The sequence below is a fragment of the Prevotella melaninogenica genome (assembly GCF_013267595.1).
Lineage (GTDB): Bacteria > Bacteroidota > Bacteroidia > Bacteroidales > Bacteroidaceae > Prevotella > Prevotella melaninogenica_D.
In genome coordinates this window covers 914,642-938,672 of sequence record NZ_CP054011.1, presented here as the reverse complement: position 1 = coordinate 938,672, position 24,031 = coordinate 914,642, and the positions used below count along the sequence as shown (strand labels likewise).

Genomic DNA, 24,031 nt, shown 5'->3' with positions numbered 1-24,031 from the left:
TTGTCTAAAGGCTTTTATTGCAGGGAATGATGTTCCTTTTACTTTTATCAAAATATTGTGTACATACACGTTGGTTGTGTTGGTAGGAATGGGCTGGACTAAAATAGAGTAGACTGTGTCAAAATAAAGTAGAGAAAGGATGTCCTCTATAGTAACAGTCTCATTTAAGTGAGTTTGGTAATGATAAAATAATTTTTAAATTCATATTATTATGATTAAACATCTATACATTATAGCATCTTTAATGTTATTTCTCTTTGTGGGATGTACAAAGGAAGAAGATGCAGATGACTACTACAAGTATGTTAAGACAGATACGATAAGCGTATTATCACATAAAGAAGACTACTTCTATCCAGGTACATCTATTAAATCGAAAAATAAAGGCTATGTTATAGTAGACAAAGATATGAGAAAATCTGTTGTATCTCATATTGATGGATTTGATAGTATCTATGAAGAGGGACACGAATACCTTATCATAGTAAAAGTATATGGTCCACGTTATGAGATGCAAGATTTGTATGGATATAGATATAAGTTTGTTAGTTTAATTAGTAAAAAGTAAATTAAACTTGAATCTCCCGTATTTATTTTCTAATGTTTATCTACAATTGATTTGTACTACAATAGTTTCTAAGTTGTATAAAGACAAAGTCACTTGTGTAAATAGTAACGGCCATAACCTACTAAGGTTATGGCTGTTACTGTTATTTGGTTTAAATCTTAGTTCTTTATCTTAGGATACTTTCTGAACCAACCATCCATACGGAGTCGGATGACACCGAAGAAGGCTTCGGAGAAGATGCCACCACTCATCTTGCTTGTTCCCTCACGACGATTTACGAAGATGACAGGTACTTCCTTAATTTTGAAACCAATCTTGAAAGAGGTGTATTTCATCTCGATTTGGAAGGCATACCCCTTAAAACGAATCATGTCTAATGGAATTGTCTCAAGAACACGACGACGATAGCATACGAACCCCGCTGTCGTATCATGCACGTGAAAACCTGTTACTGCACGAACATACTTGCTGGCAAAGTAACTCATTAATACACGTCCGATAGGCCAATTTACAACGTTTACTCCACTGACATAACGTGAACCAACTGCAACATCGTAACCTTCGTCATGGGTTGCAGCATAAAGGCGAGGAAGGTCGTTAGGGTCGTGGCTAAAGTCAGCATCCATCTCAATAATGTATTCGTAGCCATGTTCTAAAGCCCACTTGAAGCCAGTGATATAGGCTGTACCCAAACCTAATTTACCAGAACGCTCAATGATAAAGAGGCGGTCAGAGAATTCCGTCTTAATCAGATTATGTACGATTTGTGCCGTTCCATCAGGGCTACCATCGTCAATTACCAGAATGTGAAAAAGTTTCTCCAATCGGAATACCGCTCGGATTATCTTCTCTATATTCTCCTTTTCGTTGTATGTCGGTATAATTACAATGCTATCGCTTGTCATAGATTTTTGTTTTTATAGGACAAATGTAGTATAAAAATATGATACTAACAAGTTTTTGTCTATTTTTATTGGTCTGGATTCTCTACGAAACCTTGGTATTCGGGAGAAAGACCAGCCATAACAGAATCGTATGCTTCATTTAGCGTTTGCTTCTCGAATTCAGCACCTTTTCCTTTTGGGAAGATTGGTTTGTGAATAGTGAGGCTAAGTCGATGCCATACAGGGAAATGCCAGTCCTTAGTACGAGGCATAACGTCGAAGGAACCATTGATGGTAAGTGGACATACTGGTAGCTGAAGCTCATCAGCTAACATGAAAGCTCCACGACGGAACTTACCCATGTGACCAGTAAAACTACGTGCACCTTCTGGGAATACGACGACAGACATTCCTTCACGAAGGGTTTCACGTGCAGTGTCGTATGTTTTTTTGATTTTACTTGCACCACTCTTATCCACATAAATATGATGTGCTTTCTCGCATGCTAATCCTACCAAAGGTATCTTACGGATAGCTTTTTTCATCATCCACTTGAAATTACGACCGAGAAAACCGTAAATCAGAAAGATGTCGAAAGCACCTTGATGATTGCTTACAAAGACATAGCTTTGCTTAGGATCAAGATTCTCACGTCCTTCAATTTTTACAGGAAGAAAGAGTATTCGGATGGTAAACCATGACCACCATTTCCCTGGGTAGTATCCCCAGAAATGTCCATTACCTATTTGACAGCCAATAGTTGTTGTTAATGCTGTTAGTATAGAAGCAAAGAGGAAGAGCGGGAAGGCAATGAATAGCATGTAAATTCTATAAAAAAATGTAATAACCAGCATGGTTATTGAGGATTGCCTTTGTTGTTGTGTTGCAGTATTACTCATAGATGTATCCTTTTTTAATTTTATTTCTTAACATGTAATGTTATCACCGCTATTTCGTTAGGCATATTGAGGCGGAAGGGTACCAGTCCACCCAATCCAGCTGTAATATATAGATAGCGTCCGTTCTGTTCATAAAGTCCATAATCCTCCTGTTGGCGGATACTTGTTGGTCGCCATCCAAAGATTTGCATCTGTCCACCGTGTGTATGTCCGCTTAATGTAAGCTGTGCTGTGGTTTTAGGAAGAATAGAACGTTTCCACGCTGATGGATCATGTTGTAACATAATCACAAATGAATTTGGTTCTACTCCTTGCATCGCTTTCCTATAGTTGGAATAGTTCGGGAATGGTGGTCTTCCGTCGTTTTCTGTACCACAAACATAGATAGACTCTTCTGCTGGTGATGTGATTTCTGTGTTTTGATTGCGTAGAAGAGTCCATTTTAAGATTTTTTCTTCTGCTTTTATTAAGCGTACTTCCTCTGCAGCCTTCTCTTTAGCATCACCTTTGATGTATTCCGTATAGTCATGGTTTCCTAAGACAGAGATAGTCCCTTTCATAGGCTGACGGATTACTGAAGCCATTTTCTCAACCTCTTCAGGGCGTATATTTTGTAAATCACCAGTAAAGCAAATGAGGTTAGCTTTCTGCTTTTCAATGCTATCCATCTCTGCTTTCAGAATCTTACTGCGCCATCCATTGAAGGTGCCGAGGTGTAAGTCAGATACATGCACAATCCGATAGCCATCAAAAGACTTTGGTAAATCCTTAAAATAGAGGTCTACATGCTTTACTTGTATGTTAGAAACTCCATATGTAAGCCCATATATAAATGTTCCAACGGCAAAACAACCAAGGAGTATACCTATATAATGTCCCCAGTTTCGATTTGTGCGGATGATATATTTCCGAATGATTGAACCCAAGAAGGAGGTGAGTGCAAAGATAGCCTTAGGGCCAACAAGCAAACCGAGAAGGAATATATATGTATTCAGCCAGGTGAGGTTGTTAGGCGCAAAGTCGCGTATGGAAGCCATAGCACAGGTATAGATGACCATACCGATAGAAGGTAACCACCATAATAGGCGTTGCCACCAAGCAATGGGGTAACGTTTGCGGAAATAGTGCATGTCTATATAGAGGTCAGACAACACTATTATTAATATAAGATATATAACGATTCTGGCTATCATTTCTTCAATAAGGTAGAAGCAAGATACTTCCTTAGCTCTTCAACAGGCTTATTACGACGACGTGCATAGTCTTCTAATTGGTCGTCATCAATTTTTCCTAAGTCGAAATATCGGCTTTGAGGATGTGCAAACATAAATCCCGATACGCTGGCATGCGGTACCATCATCCCACTTTCTGTAAGGTTGATACCAATGCCCTTCATATCCAATAGCTCGTACAAAAGAAAATTCATACTTGTGTCTGGAATGGATGGATAGCCCACAGCAGGGCGTATGCCTTGATATCTCTCTGCAAGAAGGTCTTTTATAGTCAGTTGCTCATCAGCAGCATACCCCCAATACTTCTTGCGTACATCCTCGTGAAACTTCTCTGCTGTAGCCTCAGCTAATCGGTCAGCTAAGGTCTGAGAAAGCATACGTTGGTAGGGATCTTCCTCATTGTTGCTTGTAAAGGCAGCATCAACAGAAGTAGCAAAGAGTCCAATTGCATCTTTGATACCTGAAGAAGCAGGACGTATGAAATCTGCCAAACAGAGATTTGGTTTGCCTGGAATAACTTTCTGCTGGCGCAACATTGGAACACGTGTGCCATTGATAATGATATCATCACCTTCACTATTGGCTTCACATAGCGCAAAGACAGCACGTGTGTGATATCTCCCTTCCATGTCAGCCAATAATTTCTCAGCTTCTGAACGTAGTTTCAGTTGTGCATCTTTTGCCTTACCATTCATTGACCAAGCATAAAAGAAGTATGCCCAGTTGATGTAAGGAACTATTTCGCTGATATTGTATGTTATTATCTTACTTTTGTTATCTACTTTATTTTCAATCATTATGACTTAGTTATCATTTCGAAAAGTAATCCTTTCACCATGTATGGTGTTATCAAACTCTTCCTTATTTAACAGGTGGTTTCCATTACAGAAGGTATGTAAGACACGCCATTGATAGGTGTGTCCCATCATTGGACTCCACTTGCATTTACTCTGAATATAATCTTCGTTCACTGTCCACGGCTGGTTTGGTGCAACGATAGTAATATCGGCTTTATAACCTTTACGTAGGAAACCTCGTTGGTCAATACGGAAAAGTTGAGCCGGTGCGTGTGACATTAGGTTAACCATCTGTTCTATTGTAAGAACACCTTTGTCTACCAATTCAAGCATGGTGACGAGTGAGAACTGAACCATCGGCATACCTGATGCTGCCTTAGAGCAGCCACCTTGCTTCTGTGCCCATAGGTGAGGAGCATGATCAGTACCAATGACTGTAATGCGTCCATCCGTGAGTGCCTGACGAATAGCATCTCTATCAGCTACCGTCTTGACTGAAGGATTACATTTAATAAGCGCTTTCTTTGTAAGATAATCTTCGTTAGAGAAAGCAATATGTGCAATAACAGCTTCTAAAGTAATCCTTCCTTCATCTTCTGGGTGATTAGCCAATGATAATTCTTTTGCTGTAGAGATATGAGCAATGTGCAGTTGTGTTTTGTACTTTCGTGCCAATTCCACAGCTAAGAGCGAGGAAGCCCAGCATGCCTCAGCACTGCGTATTTCCCAATGATGTGTAATGTCTGGGTCGTCGCCAAATTGTTCTTTGGCAACTTTCATATTCTTGTTGATAATACCAGAATCCTCACAGTGTGTCATCACTGGCAGATTCAACTCTGCTGCAGTACGGAAAGTCATTTCTAATGCTTCTCGTCGATCAACAAGCATATTCCCTGTTGAGGCTCCCATAAAGAGTTTTATTCCAGGAATAGTGTGGATATCTAATTGAGGGAATAGTGTCTGATTTGTATTTGTAGCACCAATAAAGAAGCTATAGTTGACATGACTTGAGTGTTTTGCTCGTTCCCACTTGTCTTGTAAAACTTCTAATGTTGTTGTCTGTGGATTAGTGTTTGGCATCTCAAAATAAGAGGTGACACCACCATATGCAGCAGCACGACTTTCACTTTCAATGTCAGCCTTTTCCGTTAGTCCCGGCTCACGAAAGTGAACGTGATCATCAATAACACCAGGTAGTACAAAGCACCCCGTGGCGTTGACGATTTCGTCAAATTCTCCACGGGGTGTTTCGTTATTTTCTATAATCTCTATGATACAATCGTCCTCTATGATGAGCGAACCAATAAAGCTTCGCCCTTCATTGACGATAGTTCCACCTTGAATGAGTCTCCTCATATGTTATATTCTTTATTGTTAGAGGTTGTCTGTTGATTCTTCCGAGATAGGAAGTGAGAGAATTCTACTAAAGTAAGAAGGGATATATTACTGTTAGTAGTTTTATTTTCTTTTGCTGTCATTTTAACATATCGCTTCAACGTTCTATAAACCAATCGGTTAAATAACAATATTGAGTGACAGAAGTGACAGCAACCTTCGTTTAGAATAAATAGTTTGTTGTCTATGAACTCTTTATCCGAACTTCAAAACACTCCTATAGAATCTTATCATGCAATCGTTCTGTCAGCGTAGAGCTTAGAACACACGATAGTAGGGACCCATACCTTACTTTGGAATAGAGTCACCAGCCATCTGTGCAGGAGTTGGAGGTGCTACAGCAGCATTAGGAGTTGTTCCCGCAGCATCATTGGTTCCTGCAGGGTCAACCATACCATTCATCTCCTTTTGTGCTTGTAGGAAGTCGGTATAGAATGCTTTTACCTGAGGATTCTGCTTAAAGGTATCTGTAGCCTTTGACATAATGTATTCTATCCATGAAGGCAACTGATTAATAGCATTGGTATACATATAATCATTCATCCATACAGGGTAAGCATTAGGTGTTGTCTCGTAGCTGATACGTGTAAGGAAACACCATGGGCCAAGAATGTTGTTGAAGTTCTCTGTAATGAACTTCGTAAAGAGTTTGTCACCCTTGTCATAAACGTTCAATGCCTTCTTGATAAGTTGAGCATTCACTGTTTCCTCATCATGACCATTCATAATGGCAGCACTTTCCTCATGATCTATTTCTGCATATTGATTGCGGAGTTGTGTAAACTTCGTCCAGAAATCATTTAGCTTGTCATTCAGCGGCGTGCCACTGACACGCTGCTGTGTGTTGTCCAGTTTAACTGCAATATCTCCCTTTTCAATAACTACTGGGAATTGTAAGTTGATATCATCCATGAATATCTGTGCGACCTTAGTAGAGTCAACGGTACCATGGAAAGCAAACTGACCATGAACGACGTCACATGAATCTAAGTTAATCAGTGAGTCAGCTTGGTCTGTTTTTAGGTATAACTTTCTTCCATCCAAGCTTGATACGTTGGATGTTCCCTGTATATTGAATGAGTTGGCACATGACGTAAACACGATAAGTGTTAGAAGTGCGTAAAGAATTTTATTCATAGATAATTAAACTGGTTCTATTTCTTCTCAGACAAAATTACATTCTATAATTGAAGCCGAGAAACTTTTTTATTCAAATTAAAACTATCTCTAAGCTTTTAGCTTTTTTTAGGTACTTGGACTTTCGCTTTCCTTCTTTAGTTCGTAGCTGATACGATGAGTAGTATACATCTCTATGATAGCAGAAATAAGTAGGAGTATAACCCAATTGTGGTGGAAAATACTTACATAGCTGCTATAGCTATCTAATGAACCTGCAAAAACAGGACGAAGAAAATGGTAGGAGTCTTCTACCATAAAGAATCCTGCAAGAATGAATCCCCATCCTGCAAGTGACATAATCTTACGTAAACGACGAATTGAAAGAGATGTTCCAAGGTATCGCTGACGTGACTGCATAAGAGAAAATGCAACCGCACCAGCAAGCATTAGCCAACAAGCTATTGGTTGAATCAAAAGGAAAGCGTACAAGCCTGCACCTATAACCATTATGATTCCTCCCAAAAGGTAAATAATTGATTCGAGTTTATTCAGTTGTCTCATTTTTAGCTGTGTTTTCAGTTTGATGCTCATCATCGCTCAACACGAAGATATCTTCGTTGTCAGCCTTCATGAAGTAACGCTCTCGGGCAACGCGTGCAATAGCCTTTGGGTCTGTCTTTAGTTCCTTGAGCTGTTGCATGTCATGCTGATATTGGCTGTCATACTTTCGGATTTCAGTTTTTAAGTCTTCAATCTGATAAGCATACTCTATACGTCTCATAAAACTGTTCTCATCCACGACGCCTACAATGAGTACGCCCAAGATGATGACGATATGAAACTTAAATCGGCTGAAAAAATTGTAAATATGTCCGGTAATCTTACTCACTTCTTTACATTCTTTTTTGCAAAAGTAAGGAAAAGATTGCATATCGGAGCATGAAACATACATATTTTTAGCAAATTAACAATTTAATTCTTTCCTCCTTCCTCCTCTTTTCTTAACTTTTATTACCTTTGCATATACAATTAGAATTTGAAACTATGGATGAATATATTGTTTCGGCGCGAAAGTATCGTCCGATGTCCTTTGATTCTGTTGTTGGACAACAGGCGTTGACTACTACGCTGAAGAATGCTGTGAAGAGTGGTAAGCTGGCTCATGCCTACCTTTTCTGCGGTCCACGAGGTGTGGGCAAGACTACTTGTGCTCGTATTTTTGCGAAGGCTATCAACTGTGAACATCCAACAGCTGATGGTGAGGCTTGTAACGAGTGTGAGAGTTGTAAGGCGTTCGGAGAAGGAAGAAGCTATAATATCTTCGAATTAGATGCTGCCAGCAATAACTCTGTTGAGAACATCAAGTCATTGATGGACCAGACTCGTATTCCGCCACAGGTTGGTCGTTATAAGGTCTTTATCATTGATGAGGTGCATATGCTCTCTACAGCTGCCTTCAATGCTTTTCTAAAGACTTTGGAGGAACCACCTGCACACGTTATCTTCATCCTTGCAACAACAGAAAAACATAAGATTCTCCCAACGATTCTCTCTCGCTGTCAGATTTACGACTTCGAGCGTATGACGGTTCCTAATATCATCAACCATCTTAAGCGTGTTGCTGAGAAGGAGAACATTCAATTTGATGAAGAGGCTCTGAACGTTATTGCTGAGAAAGCGGATGGTGGAATGCGTGATGCGCTCTCAATATTCGATCAGGCTGCAAGTTTCTCACAAGGAAATATCACTTATCAGAAGGTGATTGAGGACTTGAATGTACTCGATGCAGAGAATTATTTTAATATCATCGACCTTGCTTTAGAGAATAAAGTGAGTGAGATAATGGTTCTTTTGAACAGCGTTATCAATAAGGGATTTGATGGAGGACACCTTGTGAATGGCTTGGCATCTCATGTTCGTAATGTGTTGATGGCAAAGGATGTACAAACACTTCCTCTGCTTGAAGTAAGCGAACAACTGCGTAATCGCTATCAGTTGCAGGCACAAAAATGTCCTGTCAACTTCCTTTATACGGCTTTGCAGATTATGAATCGCTGTGATGTGGAATATCGTCAGAGTTCTAATAAACGTTTGTTGGTGGAACTGACGCTCATTCAAGTAGCGCAAATTACGCAGAAGGATGATGATGTCCCAGCCTCGGGGCGTAGCCCTAAGCGATTAAAATCCCTGTTCAAGAATCTTGTTCTGAAGGCTCAACAGAAACCGACTCCGCAGGTGGTCGGGAGTCTAAAGCGTGATGATGCTGCTGCTCGTGGTTCTAATGATAGCGAAGTAGTGTCTGTAGAGGTCGTGTCTTCACCAGAAAAACCCATCACAGAAACGTCTGGTGTACGCCCTAAGGTGAATGTATCTTCTGGTCTTCCGAATTCTGTTAATCTCGGTTCATTGACGATGTCATTTGACAATCTACTCAAGACCGATAAGAAGAAAAAGCAGGATGAGGAAGTTGAAATAACTAATAAGGATGAACATGAAGGCTTTACACAGCAAGACCTTGTTGTGAGTTGGCGTGCTATGTGTTCACGAATGCCAGAGCGTATGCAAGCTTTGTCGCAACGCATGAAGAATATCACGCCTACTATTACAGAGTATCCAGCAATCTTGGTACTTGCTGATAATAATATTCAGCTCAACGAAATGCTCGCTATCAAGTCGCGTATTCGTGCTACTTTGGCAAAGGAATTGCGTAATGGGCAGATCGAAGTAGAGATTCGTCTTGCTAAACATGAGGAAATCAAGCCTATGCTTACACCTCGTGAGTCTTTGAGTAAACTTTTGGAAACGAATCATCCTGTAAAGAAACTTATCGATACATTAGGTTTGTGCTTGGATTAAATAACTCTGCGTCTGTCCTGTTACGGCAGATGTTGGCTATTAATATCTTACCTTAATTCCGCAGTATTTTTCTTGTGAGAAAATTTTATATGTTGAGATGTCTTTTTGGGCTCTATATGTTGATATGAGATGCTTCGGTGTTTCTTGGGTCTTTTCTAAGCATAAAATCCCCACCCAAACCAATGGGGAAGTATGATAGCTACTTCCACGTTTGCCCAATACAGATTCGGTAAGTTTTTCAAAGCCCAATTTTGAGAAAACGTCCATAATGTAATAAATTCCACCGTAAGAAGTGATATTCTCGTTTTTAATTGCTACCTTTGCCATGTCAGTTTTTTGCTTACTTGTTATGTTTGCAGCACCAAGATAGATGAAATTTCTGACATATCCAAGTGTTTCGAGAACTTTGTTTCTCAGGCACTTGGAGTCCTTACAAGAATTTATGCTGCGGAATTAAGGTGATTAATTACGTAATTGGTTGCGGAATTAAGGTACATCGTAAAACAAATGTCTATATGGCAATATTGAAAATCATACTATACTCTACACAAAAAAGCCAGCGAGTAGTCTATCAAGATGCAGATGGAGTTATGACTTCTGAGATTGAAAATACTTATTTTTCAGCGTGTGAAGTTGAACACAGAAATTCTGCATGGGCAAGGATTATCGTGTCTGACAAGACAAAAAACGCTTTGAAGGCTTTAGAAACAAAGTATGATCAGGCAACTAGATGGCACATAAGAAAGCTATATGGATTTATTTCAAAATTTGCAGATGGAGATGTCTTTTATTATTTCAATGAGGAAAAGGCTTCTGTAGTTGAACGAAGAACTGCATGTGATTGTTTAAGGTTCCTTTATATACCATTTACTTTGATACACGACAAAGCATTTCATCATTACAGTATGCTTGATATTTGTTTTCAATTTCTGTCATATGGTTATGATGGTATTGAGCAATGGATAGGAGAAGAAGATGTTAATAGAAGGACATGCAGATTTTGTGGTAAATCATATCCTACGGTAAGTTTTGAGAAGGTGGCTCATGCTGTGCAGGATGCTTTAGGCAACAAACTGCTGTTCTGTTACGAAGAATGCGATACCTGTAACCATGACTTGGCGCCTATTGAAGATAACTTCAGAAAGATAATGGACTTTCGCAGGGCAATATATCACATTCCGAGGAAAGGTACTACAGCAGCACCAAAGGTTGTTGGTAAATCTTTTATCATCAAACCAGATTCTAACGGACTGCCTGAATTGTTCATAATGGATGAAGCTATACCAAAAGGAACAGATAGGTCAAAGCGATTTTTGATGCATTTGGAACTAAAGGATCCGATGATCAATGAGGATATGTATAAGGCTCTTTGTAAGATGGTTATTGATATGCTACCTTCCACAGAACTATCTCATTTTGAGAATTGCATAAAATGGATTTATTCAAATGGAAATTGGGCACCAGATTCACTTCCATCGACTTTGTTAACGGTACTGCCTACGGATAAGGTGGTATATCCTCAACCGGTCCTTGATATTTTCTTGAACAACAAAGGGAATATGCCCAACTCTCCTTATTGTACTGCTATTCTTTGGATATATGATATAGCATATATGTTTGTGATGCCGTTTGTTGATGCAGATGCTGGCCAATATAAATACGACAAAGACCTTAATACTCATTGGCTAAAGATGTCGAACTTAATAGGCATTTATCATTGGCAACCACAGGACACTAATAATTTTCGTCAATCAACGCCATGGGTAAATTGGGATGTGGACTTATCCCTTCCGAATATCTATGTACTACCAAAATCGGATCCAATCTTTGAGGAATGTTTGAAGACAAAGATGGAGCTTCCTAATATAGATATGCCGTCATTCTCAAAAGATGGTATAGTCTTCAACAAAGCAAATAAGGTCAAGTTTGATTCTATCTATAACGGAGCGATAACAGATAATGACCTAAGAGACTTGACACAGCACATTGGAGGTCCAGCATTTGTCGTTGATCCTGTTAATTGTCAAGTAAGCGTTAGAATGTCGGTTGATGTGAACGACACTACCGATAAAGTGCCGTATTTCAAATATTCATATGATGCTGTGTTTTACATACCTACATTCTGGACGTACATTAACATGGAAACAGAAGAGAATGGGTCTCTTACATCTTTTGCTTTCCATAACGATTTGCGAGATTTCTTATATGAGGAATCGTTGCATGCTATTGAGCCACTAATGGCAAAACAAAGACTCGGTTCTCCTTTCGAGAAGTGCAATTTGGATAAAATGATTGACTGTGAGAGAATATTCACATATGCCTATTACATGGTACCATCTGGTAACGACGGGTATTATGTAAAGGTGGCCGATTCGGAAATTCACCCTATTGGGTATGAAGAGTAAAATACTATTGATAACAGAATGGAGATTATGAATCACATAGATAATGTAATTCTTGATTATGTAAAAGCCCCAGATACTGATTATGCAATCATGATTGATGGGCAATGGGGTGCTGGAAAGTCATTTTACTGGAGACATACGGCTAAGCCAATGATAGAAGCGTTGACGTTCGCAGATAACGAGCATTATAAAGCTGTAAAAATCTCTCTCTTTGGCATCCAAAGTATAGATGACTTGAAAGTCGAAATATATGCTCCGTTCCTTGCGGATAAGAATGTGAAAAAGAAGAAATGGACTGAACTTGGTGGCCATGCTCTTAGCTTTATTGCAAAAAAGATAGGCTTACAAGATAACAAGAAGGTCTTGGCATCTGTGATGTCAGTTCTACCTATAAATATTAAACATCGTGTATTTTGCTTTGATGATCTGGAAAGGCTCAATCCCAATATTATGATGGACGTGCTAGGATACATTAACTCGCTAATCGAAGAGCACCATATCAAAGTAATTTTGATTTGCAATGGTGATAAGAATGAAGTACCAGGCTATGCTGAATATAAAGAGAAGTTAGTTCGTTTCACATGCAAGATTGAACCAGACATATCATTAATAGTAAGATCTTCTATAGAAGGAAAGGAGAAGAACTACTCTGACTTTATCAAAACAAATTCAGAATCGATAGGCAATGTCTATAAGCGAGCAGAGTGCAATAATATCCGCACGTTAATTTTTAACTTGAACATAATGGAACGCATTTATCCTATCGTTCAAGCAAATATGGGCAAAGTAGAATGGAATGTAAGAGAGTATGTACTCTTACTCACAATGGCTTATTCCATAGAGAGTCGTAAAAAGGCAGATAATTCTCAAATCGATTTATTCTTGAATTTATCTCAATCATGGGTGAATCATATTTCCTTTATAGAAAATCTATCTGTGTCTCATTCTTTATGGAATGAAGATAAAAAGCAAAAGGGTTTGTCCGAGGATGAAAAATATCTTCGTGATATCCGAAATAGATATTTTAAGAACACATTTATATATGGTGTAAGTAAGTCGTTGCTTGAGTATATACAAACTGGGAAACTTGATGAGGGAATGTTGAAAAATGAGGTTTCAAACATGGCGATAGAGGCACAGCATTATTTCCAAACTGATGATCAAAAGTTGATGTTAAAACTGGGTAATTTCTGGGATGTTGATGATAACGAAATGGAAAAAGCAATAACGGATGTTATTGATGGAACCAAGCAAATGCGCTTCCCTATGGCCTATTATCCTAATTATTTTCTTAGACTTCAAAGACTGCAGAAATTTGGTTTCGGAGAAACTGGGTATTCTGTTCCTGAGTTGAAGAAACTATTTTTGAAGGCTATAGAAGAATGTCCGAAAAATGGATATGTAGAGCAACTGAATGGAATATACCAGAATACGGATGGAGCGACTTCTGAGTTTTCGGAATTAGCGGAGAAAGTATATGATATCAATAACTCTATGCGAAATGAAGAGCATGGAGATGCATTTAAGGAAGCTATACTTCATCTTGATGCTGGCGCGGATTTAAAACAATTTTGGAATTTGCCGGTAAACATCTTTTCCGAAATATCAGCGAAGGATTTCCTGGATAGTTTTATTAGTTGTCATAATAGTCGCAAGCGAGATGTCAATGATTTTATGGAAAAACGGTATGAATGTCAGTCACATCGAGATCATGATTCGGCGTTTATTTCGGAGTTAACAAAGACCATGGATGCCTATCTTTCAGATAGAAACGTGAAACCTTCCCCTTCGCGCAAATATTGTGAACACTTACTTAAGGTCTTAAAGAATGAAACTACTGCATAAGCAAATGCCCACAATACCGATATAGTATCATTCTTACCGTTTAGAAAATTCAACGTAATCAACTATGGCAGAAGAAAAATACAGACACAAAAAAACGGAGGAAAAGGCATTGAACTATCTGAAAATGTTTATAGAAGATAGTAGCGTTATTTCTTAGTTCATTTCCGACAATGATAAAGAACCATGTTGGGATGGACATTTGTATCTTTATTCTGGAGATAAAAGAGATAAAGAACACCTCCTTGGTAGAGTGCCTGTACAGGTGAAGGGTACAGAAGTATCAAAATTTCAAACCAAGAAGTGGAAGTTCAAGTTAGAAAAAGAAGATCTGAAGGCATATTTGCATGAACCAACATTTTTCATTGTTTGTCAAGTAAAGAAGGATTCAAGAGAGAGAAAACTCTTTTATAGAGAACTTTTGCCAAACACTATTAAGAATCTACTTCGTGATATGGGTATACAAAAATCCAAAAGCACTTTATTTTATCTTTTACCTCAATTCCGCAGCATTATTCCTTGTGAGGTACTTTTATATATTGAAGTGACATTTTTGGGGTTTATCCAATGATATGGGGATTTTCTGGGGTTCTTGGTTCTTGCATAATCATGAAATCCCCCACCCAAATCAATGGGGAAGTATGAAAAACCACAAAAAAATGATGTTTATTCAATGAAGACTCCAGCGTAGTAGGTCTTATTTGTATATAGGTTCAGAACGTTCTGCCTTCCAGTGCGCACCCATTTTGCTGGCACGCTGACAAAATGCAGGATAAAGGCTTTCAGCCTGCTTGTCTTTTTCAATGGCTTGACCTTATCGCTGACATGACGGATGAGATAGAGATGGAAGTTCTTCAGCATGGCGGTAACTCCGCCACGATTCTCACTTCCGACAATGATTCCCCCAATGGAAGCTCAACCAGGGGAATAGCCAAAATCCTGCTTGTAAGAATACTTTGCATCGAACTTGTGGGCTGGAATAAACTGATAATCAAAATCTAAGTCAACATGACTGCCCACCTTTATAAGCCCCATTCTTCGTATCATCTGTAAAAGTAAGGTATTCAACTTTTCTGCTGTGTTGAAACTATACGACTTGTCGGAGGTCTCGCTCTTATAGACAATATTTTTCTCGGTAAGCTCCTTTAGTCCGCGCCCCACAGTGTCGGCACCGGGTAACAGTGTATCAGGTCTCTGCTTGAACTGCCCAATAGGCGCATTGATGTCCTCAAGGCATTCTCCACCACAAAGGTAACTGAAGAAGAGAGAGCCAAAAATACTTCCATAACAGAATGCTTTACCGCTACTTCCACGTTTGCCCAATACAGATTCGGTAAGTTTTTCAAAACCCAACTTTGAGAAAACGTCCATAATATGATAAATTCCACCGAAAGAAGTGATATTCTCGTTTTTATAGCTATCTTTGCTATGTCAGATATTTTATTTGTTTTTTTGTTGGTAGCACTAAGATAGGTGAAATTTCTGACATATCCAAGTGTTTTGAGAACTTTGTTTCTCAGACACTTGGAGTTCTCACAAGAATTTATGCTGCGGAGTTAAAGTCTTACAGATAAATAAGAAGTTAGTGTTTTTTGCAGGAATAGAAAGGCTTAAAAAGGGCTTACGGTTGGTTTTAAGTTGTTGTGTTGATGCTTCGCACGTTTGGTGTTGATACTTCGCACATGTTGTGCTGATGGTAAACACTAATCTTATTGGGAGGTAAAAGTGCTGCGTTTCTAAGTATTTTAGGGTGCTATAATTATCAATGACATTCTGTATTGAGGGTACACTATTCTGGTTCTATTGTACGGCAAAATAAGAATTAAATCTTTTCACTTAGCATATACGTACATTATTATAAAAGTTAAAATAGCGTAATGGTAGTTCTATTCGGCATTATTTCAGTATTTTTGCACGTTATTTAGGCAATGAGAAATAAGAGCATTATATTCCTATTATCCTTTGTTGTTGTTTTTGCAATGGCAGGTGTCAATATGCCTGTGCCTCAAGGTAAGAAAACCAAGAAGGCTAAGGCAAGTGCTGTTGTGGTTGATACGCTATTGAAAGGACAAAGTCCAAAGGATAGTAAGGCAGTCGATAAGAATATTCCAGATACCGCGAAGATGGATTCTCTTCAGTTGGCTATCTATCATCATAATAAAGCCATAGACGATTCTATTCGTGCCGATAGCATGATGCGTGCACGTTCGAATGGAATTGATGCACCTGTTAAGTATTCTGCAGAGGACTCTCTCGTTTATGATGCAGAGTCGGGTACAGCGTATCTGTATGGTAACTCGAAGGTTGATTATGAGAATATGAAGCTTACGAGTGACAAGGTACATATGAATCTTGATAAAAGTACTGTGCGTGCAACAGGTACAGTCGATTCTACAGCAGAGGGTGGTATCAAGGGAAAGCCTGTCTTTACAATGGGTAAAGATGAATATAAGAGTGACACAATGGCTTTCAACTTTAAGTCAAAGAAAGGCTTGATTAAGGGTATTTATACCGAACAGCAAGATGGTTTCCTTAGTGGAGAAGTAGGAAAGCGTGATTCTACGGGTTCTGTTTATCTGCAGCATGGACGTTATACCACATGTGATAAAGCCCATCCTGATTTTTATATTGCCCTTTCTCGTGCAAAGGTTCGTCCGGGTAAGGATGTTGTCTTTGGACCAGCTTACCTCGTTGTGGCGGACGTTCCTTTACCATTGGCAATTCCATACGGTTTCTTCCCATTCTCTAAGAAGTATTCGAGCGGTTTCATTATGCCAAGTTATGGTGATGAAAGCGACCGTGGTTTCTACCTTCGTGATGGTGGTTACTACTTTGCAATTAGTGATAAGTGGGACTTAAAACTCTTGGGAGAAATCTATACCAAGGGTTCTTGGGGTGTGTCTGCAGCCAGCAACTACCGCAAGCGTTACAGATATTCAGGCTCATTCCTCTTTAGTTATCAGGATTCAAAGACTGGTGACAAGGGATTGCCAGACTTTGCAGAGCAGGAGAGTTTCAAGATTCAATGGAATCATCGCCAAGATCCAAAGGCTAATCCTTACAGCTCTCTCTCGGCAAGTGTGAACTTTGCGACATCAAGCTATGAGCGTAACAACCTCAATAGTATGTATAATCCGCAGACACTCACACAGTCTACGAGAACTTCTTCTGTTAGCTGGAGCACAGGTTTCTCAAGTATTGGACTCTCTTTGAGTGCAACAACTAACCTTTCGCAGAATATGCGTGATTCTTCTATTCAGATAACGTTGCCAGACTTGAACATTAGTTTGAGCCGATTCTACCCTTTCAAGCGTAAGCATCTTGTGGGTAAGGAACGTTGGTATGAGAAGATTTCGATGAGCTATACGGGCCAGTTGGCTAATTCTATATCAACGAAGGAAGACAAGCTCTTACACTCTAATCTGATTAAAGACTGGAAGAATGCTTTCCAACATACAATTCCTGTACAGGCAAACTTCACCTTGTTTAATTATATCAATGTGACGCCATCTTTCAATTTTACGGATCGTATGTATTCTAAGAAGGTGACACGTGGATGGGATAATACTCTTCAGAAAGAGGTGGTAAGAGATACTACCTATGGTTTCCATAATGTTTACAACTGGAGTATGAGTGTGGGAGCTAGCACGAAATTATATGGTTTCTGGGTACCTAATAGAAAATTGTTTGGTGATAAGATTCAGGCTATCCGTCATGTCATCACGCCACAGGTTTCTTTCTCTTACTCACCAAACTTCGGTGCACGCCGTTATGGCTACTATGACAGCTATCAGTATACAGATGCAAGTGGTAACGTGAAACTTGTTGAGTACTCACCTTATCAAGATGAGCTTTATAGTGTGCCGGGTAAGTACAAGACTGAGATGATTAGTTGGGATGTTAGCAATAACCTCGAAATGAAAATCAAGAGCGATAAGGATACTACTGGTTATAAGAAGATAAGTATCATTGATGAGTTAGGAGCAAGTATGTCTTACAATGCTGCAGCAGATTATCATCGTTGGAGTGACCTTAGTATGCGTCTACGTTTGAAGTGGTGGAAGAATTATACCTTCTCAATGAATGCACAGTTTGCTACTTATGCTTACGAACTTGATGCTAATGGTAAGCCTTACGTAGGTAATCATACAGAGTGGGGATATGGTCGTTTACCTCGTTTCCAAGATATGTCGCAGAACTTCTCATTCACTTTGAATCCAGAGAAGTTGAAGAAGTGGTTCGGACGCAAGGATGATAAAGATGATGATAAGGTGTCAGTAGATAGCGATGGCCCAGATACTAACATCGAATCAAACATGGATGATGACCTTGAAAAGGGAAAATATGCTGCTAAGAAGAAGCGTGGTAATATTGCTGAGACGGATGACGATGGTTACATGAGCTTCAATATGCCATGGTCATTGACAATCGGTTATGGTATTACGATGCGTGAGAATACAGCGGGTAGGTTCAATACTAAGACGATGCGTTACCCTTATAAGTTCACACAGACGTTGAACTTCTCTGGTAATATTCGTATCAGTGATGGCTGGAACATTAACTTCTCAAGTGGTTACGACTTTGAAAACCATGCGATGAGTATGACAACAGCCAGCCTGTCACGTGACCTCCACTGTTTTAATATGAGTGCTTCTGTAGTTTTAGCACCATATACATCTTACAACTTTACCTTCCGTTGTAATGCTGCAACACTGACAGATGCGTTGAAGTATGATAAGAGAAGTGGTATTACAAATGCTGTACAGTGGTATTAATAAGATAAAATGCACTTCATAAGACGGACGGTTCTCCCGTCCGTCCTTGATTTATGAATCCTTTATAAACAACACAACTGTTTGAAAGATATGAAGAAGCAAACACTGGCTATTCATCAGGCTTACAAGCGTAGGGATGCTTACGATGCGTTAAGTATGCCAGTCTATAATGCTGTTGCTTTTGAGTTTGACAATGCGGAAGTGATGGCTGATGCCTTTTGTGGACGTATTGATGCGCCTGATTATTCACGTGTGGAGAACCCAACAGTGACTAATCTCGAACAGCGTGTTAAGGCTTTGACTGGTGCCGAGAATGTTATTGCTCTCAACTCGGGTATGGCTGCTATCAGCAATACGTTGTTTTCTATTGTTGAACAGGGTAAGAACGTTATTACGTCACGTCATCTCTTTGGCAATACCTATTCTTTGCTTACATCAACATTGAGCAGATTGGGCGTTGAAGCAAGACTGTGCGACCTCACAGATGTTGAGACTGTAGAGCGCTTGATAGATGATAAAACGTGCTGTTTGTTCCTCGAGGTAATGACAAACCCTCAACTTGAGGTGGTTGATGTACGTGCTTTGTCAGCTATAGCACACCGACATAGTATCGCTGTTATCGCTGATACAACGCTTATCCCATTCACACAGTTCTCTGCAAAGGACTTAGGAATTGACTTGGAGGTCGTTTCAAGTACGAAGTATATCAGTGGCGGTGCTACCTCTTTGGGTGGTCTTGTTATTGATTATGGTACTTATCCTTCTATTGGTAAGCGCCTCTTGAATGAGATGCTTTTTAATCTTGGGGCTTATATGACGCCACAGGTTGCCTATATGCAGACCTTAGGCTTAGAGACTTTGGATGTACGCTATCGTGTTCAAGCAGGTAATGCCTTGGAGTTGGCACAAAGACTACGTACGCTCAAACCTATTTGTAAGGTGAATTATGTGGGTTTGGAGGATAATCCTTATCATCAGTTGGCAGTGAGCCAGTATGGAGAAACTGCAGGAGCAATGGTCACAATAGACTTAGAGAGTCAAGAGGCTTGCTTCAGAATGCTCGATAACTTGGAACTCATTCATCGGGCAACTAACCTCTTTGATAATCGTACCTTGGCTATCCACCCAGCAAGTACTATCTTCGGACTTTTCACCGCTGGGGAGCGTGCAGCAATGGATGTGCAAGACACTACCATACGTCTCAGTATTGGTTTGGAAAGTGTTGATGACCTATTCGATGATATTAAGCAGGCTTTGGAAGCATGATGAAGACTTATAATTTTGACGAGATAATCGATCGTTCGGGAAGTGGTGACTTGAAGCATGAGGCACTTCTTCCACGTTGGGGACGTAATGACCTACTGCCTCTGTGGGTAGCTGATATGGATTTTGCTTGCCCTGACTTTGTTGTGGAGGCTCTCAAGGATCGTCTTTCTCATCCTATCTTTGGCTATACAGTCGAACCAGAAGACTTCCGTCCTGCTATCATCGACTGGATACGTGCTCATCATGATTGGGAAGTAAAGCCAGAGTGGTTGAGTTTTATTCCTGGTATTGTTAGGGGTATCGGCTTTGTGGTGAATGTATTTACGGAACTTGACGAAAAGGTTATTATACAACCACCTGTCTATCATCCATTCCGTTTGACGCCAGAGGCTAATCATCGTAAGGTGGTCTTCAATCCGCTTCGTCGTCGTGAGGACGGATATTATGACATGGACTTTGATAATCTTGCAGAGGTTTGCGATGATAAATGCCGTGTACTGGTACTCTCCAATCCTCATAACCCTGCAGGATTGTGTTGGTCAGAAGATACATTACGTCGCTTGGCAGACTTCTGTTACGAGCATAATATTATCGTTGTCAGCGACGAGATTCACAGTGATATGGCACTTTTTGGTAATCGTCATATTCCGTTTGCCAGTGTGTCAGAGCGTGCAGCACAAATCAGTATCACATTTGCAGCTCCAACAAAGACCTTCAATATGGCAGGTATTGTCAGTTCATTTGCTATCGTTCCAAACGAAGAACTGCGTAATCGCTTCTATGGTTGGTTGAAGGCTAACGAATTAGATGAGCCTACACTCTTTGCACCAATAGCCACGATAGCTGCTTATCGGAAGGGAGAAGAGTGGCGTAAACAGATGTTGGCGTATGTAGAAGAGAATGTTCGCTTTGTAGAAGACTTCTGTCGTGAGCATATTCCTGGTATTCACCCACTCCGTCCGCAGGCAAGTTTCCTTGTTTGGTTGGATTGTCATGGATTGGGATTGAAGCATAAAGAGCTATTGAATCTCTTTATTGATAAGGCTCATCTTGCGTTGAACGATGGTAGGATGTTTGGTATTGGTGGAGAAGGCTTTATGCGTTTGAATGTTGGTACACCGCGTTCTATTCTTCGTCAGGCGTTGGAACAGTTGGCTGAAGCGGTGAATGAATTATAAAAAGGAATTGTTATGGAAGCATTAGAAGCATTGTTAACACGTCGTAGCGTACGTGCTTATGATGAGCGTATGCCTGAACAGGACTTGATAGATAAGGTAATGGAGGCTGGTCTTTACGCGGCAAGCGGAAAGAATATGCAGACTGCTATCATTGTCGAAGTGACCAATAAGGAAGTACGCGACCGCTTATCGGTGATTAATGGTGAGATAATGGGCGTAACGAGCGACCCTTTTTATGGTGCACCCGTAGTCCTTGCTGTGTTAGCGGATAAGAGTAGCCCTAATCATGTCTATGATGGTGCGTTGATGATGGGTAATCTTATGAACGCTGCTCATGCTTTAGGCTTGGGCAGTTGTTGGATTAATCGTGCCAAGCAAATTTTTGAGCGTGAAGACGGTAAGCAGATGCTGAAAGAGTGGGGTATAGAAGGCGATTATGAGGGTATCGGTTTCTGTATTCTTGGTTATGCTACAAAGGCGGGTAAGACTGCACCACGTAAGGCAAATCGTATCTTCTATGTGAAGTAAGGATCTGACTTATCACTATTGGGTTAACATGCCTGTGTAAGTTAATCATCCTTGACTTGCAATATATAATAAGGTGAAGCAGACTTTTCTTTTACGTCATTAAACGATGTGTTAACGCTCCGCACATATTGTACTCATGGTAAGTACTATTGGTGCTGATGCTCCGCACATATTGTGTTGACTATTTAAAGCCTTGCTATATGCCGTTAATAAGTGTGCTATTATTGGTTAGTTTCTGTTAGGAAGACGATGTTATTCGTGTTTCGTTGAATAGTATTAATAGTGAGATAATAAAAAGTAGCCTCAATACATAAGAATGCTTTATTTGCATTTCAAATGTATTGAGGCTATTCTTTTTATCTTTCAAAGTTGAAAGAGCTTATTGCTCAATGGGAATAAAGGGGATTGATTACTCTCCCTCCTCTTCCTTCTTCTTGCGAGTAGTTCTACGCTTCTTTGGCTTCTCCTCGGTCTTGTCAACCTTTACACCAGCCAACTCTGGGTCGATAAGAATACGACCACAGTACTCACAAACGATAATCTTTTTGTGCATCTTTACATCCAACTGGCGCTGAGGTGGAATCTTATTGAAACAACCACCACAAGCATCACGCTGTACGTAAACAATACCCAAACCATTGCGGGCACCACGACGAATACGCTTGAAGCTACGGAGCAATCCTGGTTCAATCTTAGTCTCAAGCTCTGCAGCCTTCTCTTTGAGCAAACCTTCCTCCTCACGTGTCTCCTGCATAATCTCGTCGAGCTCGTTACGCTTCTCTTCTAAGGCGTGCTGACGATCCTCGAGCAATGCACGGTTGGCTTCCAAGTCCTTACGCTTCTCTTCAACCTTAATCTGAGCCTCTTTAATCTTCTTATTGCAAAGCTCAATCTCAAGTGTCTGGAACTCGATTTCCTTTGTCAATGTGTCGTACTCACGGTTGTTTGCAACAGAGTCCAACTGCTTGTTGTAACGCTCCAAACTTGCTTGAGCGTCAACGATGTTACCCTTCTTCTGGGTAATAGCATTCTGATAATCCTTAATGTCCTGCTCAATTTTCTCAATACGAATGTGCAGACCTTCCAACTCATCTTCCAAGTCGCGTACCTCAAGTGGTAACTCACCACGCAATGCACGCTTCTCGTCGATTCCTGACAGGGTCGTCTGTAACTGGAAAAGGGCTTTCAACTTCTCCTCTACTGGTAACTCTTTTGGATCTTTCTTTGCCATAGTTCTTATGTTTGTTTAATTCAAAATTCAGAATTCAAAATTCATAATTATGATTACTGTTGTTTTAGGAGTTTAGGAGTGAGAGGAGTTAAGACAACACCACAGACTCCATTCGTCCAACTTCTTAACAATTAACTTGTTTACTTGTCCAACTTGTCAACTCGTCCACTAAAAATACCCTATAGGATTCGTGTTAATCTCAGACAAGTAGCACTTTACGTCAGGGCATTCTTTTTCGATAACGTCACGTAATACCTCTGTGGTGAATTGTTCACTCTGATAATGTCCGATGACACAAATCTGTATCTCTTGCTCATGACCAAAGTATTCGTGATAGCTCATCTCACCTGTCATGAAGGCATCTGCGCCTGCTGCAATAGCATCCTGCAAGAGGAATGACCCCGAACCTCCACAGAGAGCAATGGTACGAATCTCACGACGTAGTAACTCATTGGTTTGAACACACTCTGCATCAAACTTCTTCTTCAATAACAGAATCAAATCGTCTGCTGCCAAAGGCTCCTCAAACTCACCGATAACACCATCGCCACCTGTTACGGATTCGCCGGTCTGTGGATTCACAACTTGCTTGCTTCGGCCAAAGAAACGTAGGTTCTTAAGTCCTAACTTCTCAGCTATCTTGTAGTTAACACCGCCCACAGCTGAGTCTAAGTTTGTGTGCATAGCAGCGATGACGATATCGTTCTTAATAGCCTTTATCACTGTGCGCTGCACGTAGTTGGCGTCTGTCACTTGTGCTAATTTACGGAAGATGAGTGGATGGTGCGCAACAATCAAGTTACACCCCCGACGGATAGCTTCATCTACCACCTTCTCAGTCACGTCAAGACACAATAAAGCCCCTGATACTTCCGCCTCTGTCAATCCAACTTGTAGGCCAGCATTATCATAGCTTTCCTGCAAGGGCAAAGGCGCGAATCGTTCAAGGGCATCAATTACTTCCTTTATTTTCACGCTACGCATAAGTTTTAGGCTGCAAAGATAAGAAAATTATTCGATTTTCACAACCTTTGCAGCCTAATTTATTTTCTTTCT

At 40.1% G+C, this 24,031-nt stretch carries 19 protein-coding genes and 1 pseudogene; 8 read left to right on the top strand and 12 right to left on the bottom strand.

The features are described 5' to 3' along the window. Positions 1 to 211 precede the first annotated feature (211 nt). Positions 212 to 568 (top strand): hypothetical protein, encoded by a 357-nt coding sequence (locus FIU21_RS09100; protein ID WP_004360077.1) that lies wholly within the window; start codon positions 212 to 214, stop codon positions 566 to 568. Positions 569 to 726: 158 nt separating this feature from the next. On the opposite strand, the gene FIU21_RS09095 is transcribed toward FIU21_RS09100, so the two are convergent. The 8 genes from FIU21_RS09095 to FIU21_RS09060 form a co-directional block, all read right to left on the bottom strand. After that, on the bottom strand, positions 727 to 1,473 hold the full coding sequence (locus FIU21_RS09095) for a polyprenol monophosphomannose synthase (RefSeq protein ID WP_004360078.1): 747 nt from the start codon (positions 1,471 to 1,473) through the stop codon (positions 727 to 729). 65 nt (positions 1,474 to 1,538) lie between these two features. After that, positions 1,539 to 2,351: a lysophospholipid acyltransferase family protein gene (locus FIU21_RS09090; RefSeq protein WP_172891365.1), complete on the bottom strand. Its 813-nt coding sequence runs from the start codon at positions 2,349 to 2,351 to the stop codon at positions 1,539 to 1,541. A gap of 20 nt (positions 2,352 to 2,371) precedes the next feature. After that, complete coding sequence (locus FIU21_RS09085) at positions 2,372 to 3,544, bottom strand: metallophosphoesterase (RefSeq protein WP_036886174.1); 1,173 nt, start codon at positions 3,542 to 3,544, stop codon at positions 2,372 to 2,374. After that, positions 3,541 to 4,380, bottom strand: a complete 840-nt coding sequence (locus tag FIU21_RS09080; protein WP_004360082.1) for a vitamin B12 dependent-methionine synthase activation domain-containing protein — start codon at positions 4,378 to 4,380, stop codon at positions 3,541 to 3,543. Before FIU21_RS09080 ends, FIU21_RS09085 begins: the two co-directional genes overlap by 4 nt. Before the next feature lie 6 nt (positions 4,381 to 4,386). After that, on the bottom strand, positions 4,387 to 5,736 hold the full coding sequence (locus FIU21_RS09075; protein ID WP_004360083.1) for a dihydroorotase: 1,350 nt from the start codon (positions 5,734 to 5,736) through the stop codon (positions 4,387 to 4,389). A 327-nt stretch (positions 5,737 to 6,063) separates the two neighbouring features. Further along, positions 6,064 to 6,912, bottom strand: a complete 849-nt coding sequence (locus FIU21_RS09070; RefSeq protein WP_036886177.1) for a DUF4369 domain-containing protein — start codon at positions 6,910 to 6,912, stop codon at positions 6,064 to 6,066. A 108-nt stretch (positions 6,913 to 7,020) separates the two neighbouring features. Further along, positions 7,021 to 7,455 (bottom strand): hypothetical protein, encoded by a 435-nt coding sequence (locus FIU21_RS09065; protein WP_013264999.1) that lies wholly within the window; start codon positions 7,453 to 7,455, stop codon positions 7,021 to 7,023. Continuing rightward, positions 7,439 to 7,783 carry an FtsB family cell division protein gene (locus FIU21_RS09060; RefSeq protein WP_036886228.1) on the bottom strand — a complete coding sequence of 115 codons (345 nt, stop codon included), beginning with the start codon at positions 7,781 to 7,783 and terminating at the stop codon, positions 7,439 to 7,441. Before FIU21_RS09060 ends, FIU21_RS09065 begins: the two co-directional genes overlap by 17 nt. A gap of 155 nt (positions 7,784 to 7,938) precedes the next feature. Between FIU21_RS09060 and FIU21_RS09055 the strand changes: the two genes are divergently transcribed. Continuing rightward, positions 7,939 to 9,750, top strand: a complete 1,812-nt coding sequence (locus tag FIU21_RS09055; protein ID WP_004360088.1) for a DNA polymerase III subunit gamma/tau — start codon at positions 7,939 to 7,941, stop codon at positions 9,748 to 9,750. Between the two features lie 39 nt (positions 9,751 to 9,789). Here FIU21_RS09055 and FIU21_RS09050 read toward each other — a convergent pair whose 3' ends face one another. Next, the gene (locus FIU21_RS09050; RefSeq protein WP_004360089.1) at positions 9,790 to 10,077 is read right to left on the bottom strand and encodes a hypothetical protein; all 288 of its coding nucleotides are present in this window, start codon (positions 10,075 to 10,077) and stop codon (positions 9,790 to 9,792) included. Between the two features lie 188 nt (positions 10,078 to 10,265). Here FIU21_RS09050 and FIU21_RS09045 point away from each other — a divergent pair, with 188 nt between their 5' ends. Together FIU21_RS09045 and FIU21_RS09040 are read left to right on the top strand one after the other, a co-directional pair. Next, positions 10,266 to 12,155 carry a hypothetical protein gene (locus tag FIU21_RS09045; RefSeq protein ID WP_004360090.1) on the top strand — a complete coding sequence of 630 codons (1,890 nt, stop codon included), beginning with the start codon at positions 10,266 to 10,268 and terminating at the stop codon, positions 12,153 to 12,155. Between the two features lie 18 nt (positions 12,156 to 12,173). Beyond that, complete coding sequence (locus FIU21_RS09040) at positions 12,174 to 14,000, top strand: P-loop NTPase fold protein (protein WP_004360091.1); 1,827 nt, start codon at positions 12,174 to 12,176, stop codon at positions 13,998 to 14,000. A 663-nt stretch (positions 14,001 to 14,663) separates the two neighbouring features. Here the strand turns inward: FIU21_RS09040 and FIU21_RS13475 are convergent. Continuing rightward, positions 14,664 to 15,368: pseudogene (locus tag FIU21_RS13475) on the bottom strand (transposase family protein). 557 nt (positions 15,369 to 15,925) lie between these two features. Here FIU21_RS13475 and FIU21_RS09030 point away from each other — a divergent pair. The 4 genes from FIU21_RS09030 to FIU21_RS09015 all read left to right on the top strand — a co-directional run bounded on the left by FIU21_RS09030 (position 15,926) and on the right by FIU21_RS09015 (position 21,744). Next, a complete protein-coding gene (locus FIU21_RS09030) occupies positions 15,926 to 18,772 on the top strand; it encodes a putative LPS assembly protein LptD (protein ID WP_036886186.1) in 2,847 nt (948 codons plus the stop codon). A gap of 90 nt (positions 18,773 to 18,862) precedes the next feature. Continuing rightward, on the top strand, positions 18,863 to 20,038 hold the full coding sequence (locus tag FIU21_RS09025) for a trans-sulfuration enzyme family protein (protein ID WP_036886188.1): 1,176 nt from the start codon (positions 18,863 to 18,865) through the stop codon (positions 20,036 to 20,038). Further along, positions 20,035 to 21,216, top strand: a complete 1,182-nt coding sequence (locus FIU21_RS09020; RefSeq protein ID WP_004360095.1) for a MalY/PatB family protein — start codon at positions 20,035 to 20,037, stop codon at positions 21,214 to 21,216. Before FIU21_RS09025 ends, FIU21_RS09020 begins: the two co-directional genes overlap by 4 nt. Before the next feature lie 12 nt (positions 21,217 to 21,228). Continuing rightward, positions 21,229 to 21,744, top strand: coding sequence for a nitroreductase (locus FIU21_RS09015; RefSeq protein WP_004360096.1), 516 nt, complete (start codon positions 21,229 to 21,231; stop codon positions 21,742 to 21,744). A 409-nt stretch (positions 21,745 to 22,153) separates the two neighbouring features. Here the strand turns inward: FIU21_RS09015 and FIU21_RS09010 are convergent, their stop codons facing one another. After that, entirely contained in the window at positions 22,154 to 22,975 is an 822-nt protein-coding gene (locus FIU21_RS09010) for a zinc ribbon domain-containing protein (RefSeq protein ID WP_004360097.1), read from the bottom strand. 168 nt (positions 22,976 to 23,143) lie between these two features. Continuing rightward, positions 23,144 to 23,959, bottom strand: a complete 816-nt coding sequence (locus FIU21_RS09005; RefSeq protein ID WP_036886190.1) for a Nif3-like dinuclear metal center hexameric protein — start codon at positions 23,957 to 23,959, stop codon at positions 23,144 to 23,146. Between the last annotated feature and the right edge of the window lie 72 nt (positions 23,960 to 24,031).

What these genes read in the sequence shown, in the direction of transcription:
- FIU21_RS09010 (WP_004360097.1), bottom strand. Translation starts at nt 22,975, where the DNA reads ATGGCAAAGAAAGATCCAAAAGAGTTACCAGTAGAGGAGAAGTTGAAA.
- FIU21_RS09005 (WP_036886190.1), bottom strand. Translation starts at nt 23,959, where the DNA reads ATGCGTAGCGTGAAAATAAAGGAAGTAATTGATGCCCTTGAACGATTC.
- FIU21_RS09100 (WP_004360077.1), top strand. Translation starts at nt 212, where the DNA reads ATGATTAAACATCTATACATTATAGCATCTTTAATGTTATTTCTCTTT.
- FIU21_RS09095 (WP_004360078.1), bottom strand. Translation starts at nt 1,473, where the DNA reads ATGACAAGCGATAGCATTGTAATTATACCGACATACAACGAAAAGGAG.
- FIU21_RS09075 (WP_004360083.1), bottom strand. Translation starts at nt 5,736, where the DNA reads ATGAGGAGACTCATTCAAGGTGGAACTATCGTCAATGAAGGGCGAAGC.
- FIU21_RS09030 (WP_036886186.1), top strand. Translation starts at nt 15,926, where the DNA reads ATGAGAAATAAGAGCATTATATTCCTATTATCCTTTGTTGTTGTTTTT.
- FIU21_RS09070 (WP_036886177.1), bottom strand. Translation starts at nt 6,912, where the DNA reads ATGAATAAAATTCTTTACGCACTTCTAACACTTATCGTGTTTACGTCA.
- FIU21_RS09020 (WP_004360095.1), top strand. Translation starts at nt 20,035, where the DNA reads ATGATGAAGACTTATAATTTTGACGAGATAATCGATCGTTCGGGAAGT.
- FIU21_RS09025 (WP_036886188.1), top strand. Translation starts at nt 18,863, where the DNA reads ATGAAGAAGCAAACACTGGCTATTCATCAGGCTTACAAGCGTAGGGAT.
- FIU21_RS09090 (WP_172891365.1), bottom strand. Translation starts at nt 2,351, where the DNA reads ATGAGTAATACTGCAACACAACAACAAAGGCAATCCTCAATAACCATG.
- FIU21_RS09015 (WP_004360096.1), top strand. Translation starts at nt 21,229, where the DNA reads ATGGAAGCATTAGAAGCATTGTTAACACGTCGTAGCGTACGTGCTTAT.
- FIU21_RS09045 (WP_004360090.1), top strand. Translation starts at nt 10,266, where the DNA reads ATGGCAATATTGAAAATCATACTATACTCTACACAAAAAAGCCAGCGA.
- FIU21_RS09050 (WP_004360089.1), bottom strand. Translation starts at nt 10,077, where the DNA reads ATGGCAAAGGTAGCAATTAAAAACGAGAATATCACTTCTTACGGTGGA.
- FIU21_RS09065 (WP_013264999.1), bottom strand. Translation starts at nt 7,455, where the DNA reads ATGAGACAACTGAATAAACTCGAATCAATTATTTACCTTTTGGGAGGA.
- FIU21_RS09040 (WP_004360091.1), top strand. Translation starts at nt 12,174, where the DNA reads ATGGAGATTATGAATCACATAGATAATGTAATTCTTGATTATGTAAAA.
- FIU21_RS09080 (WP_004360082.1), bottom strand. Translation starts at nt 4,380, where the DNA reads ATGATTGAAAATAAAGTAGATAACAAAAGTAAGATAATAACATACAAT.
- FIU21_RS09085 (WP_036886174.1), bottom strand. Translation starts at nt 3,544, where the DNA reads ATGATAGCCAGAATCGTTATATATCTTATATTAATAATAGTGTTGTCT.
- FIU21_RS09055 (WP_004360088.1), top strand. Translation starts at nt 7,939, where the DNA reads ATGGATGAATATATTGTTTCGGCGCGAAAGTATCGTCCGATGTCCTTT.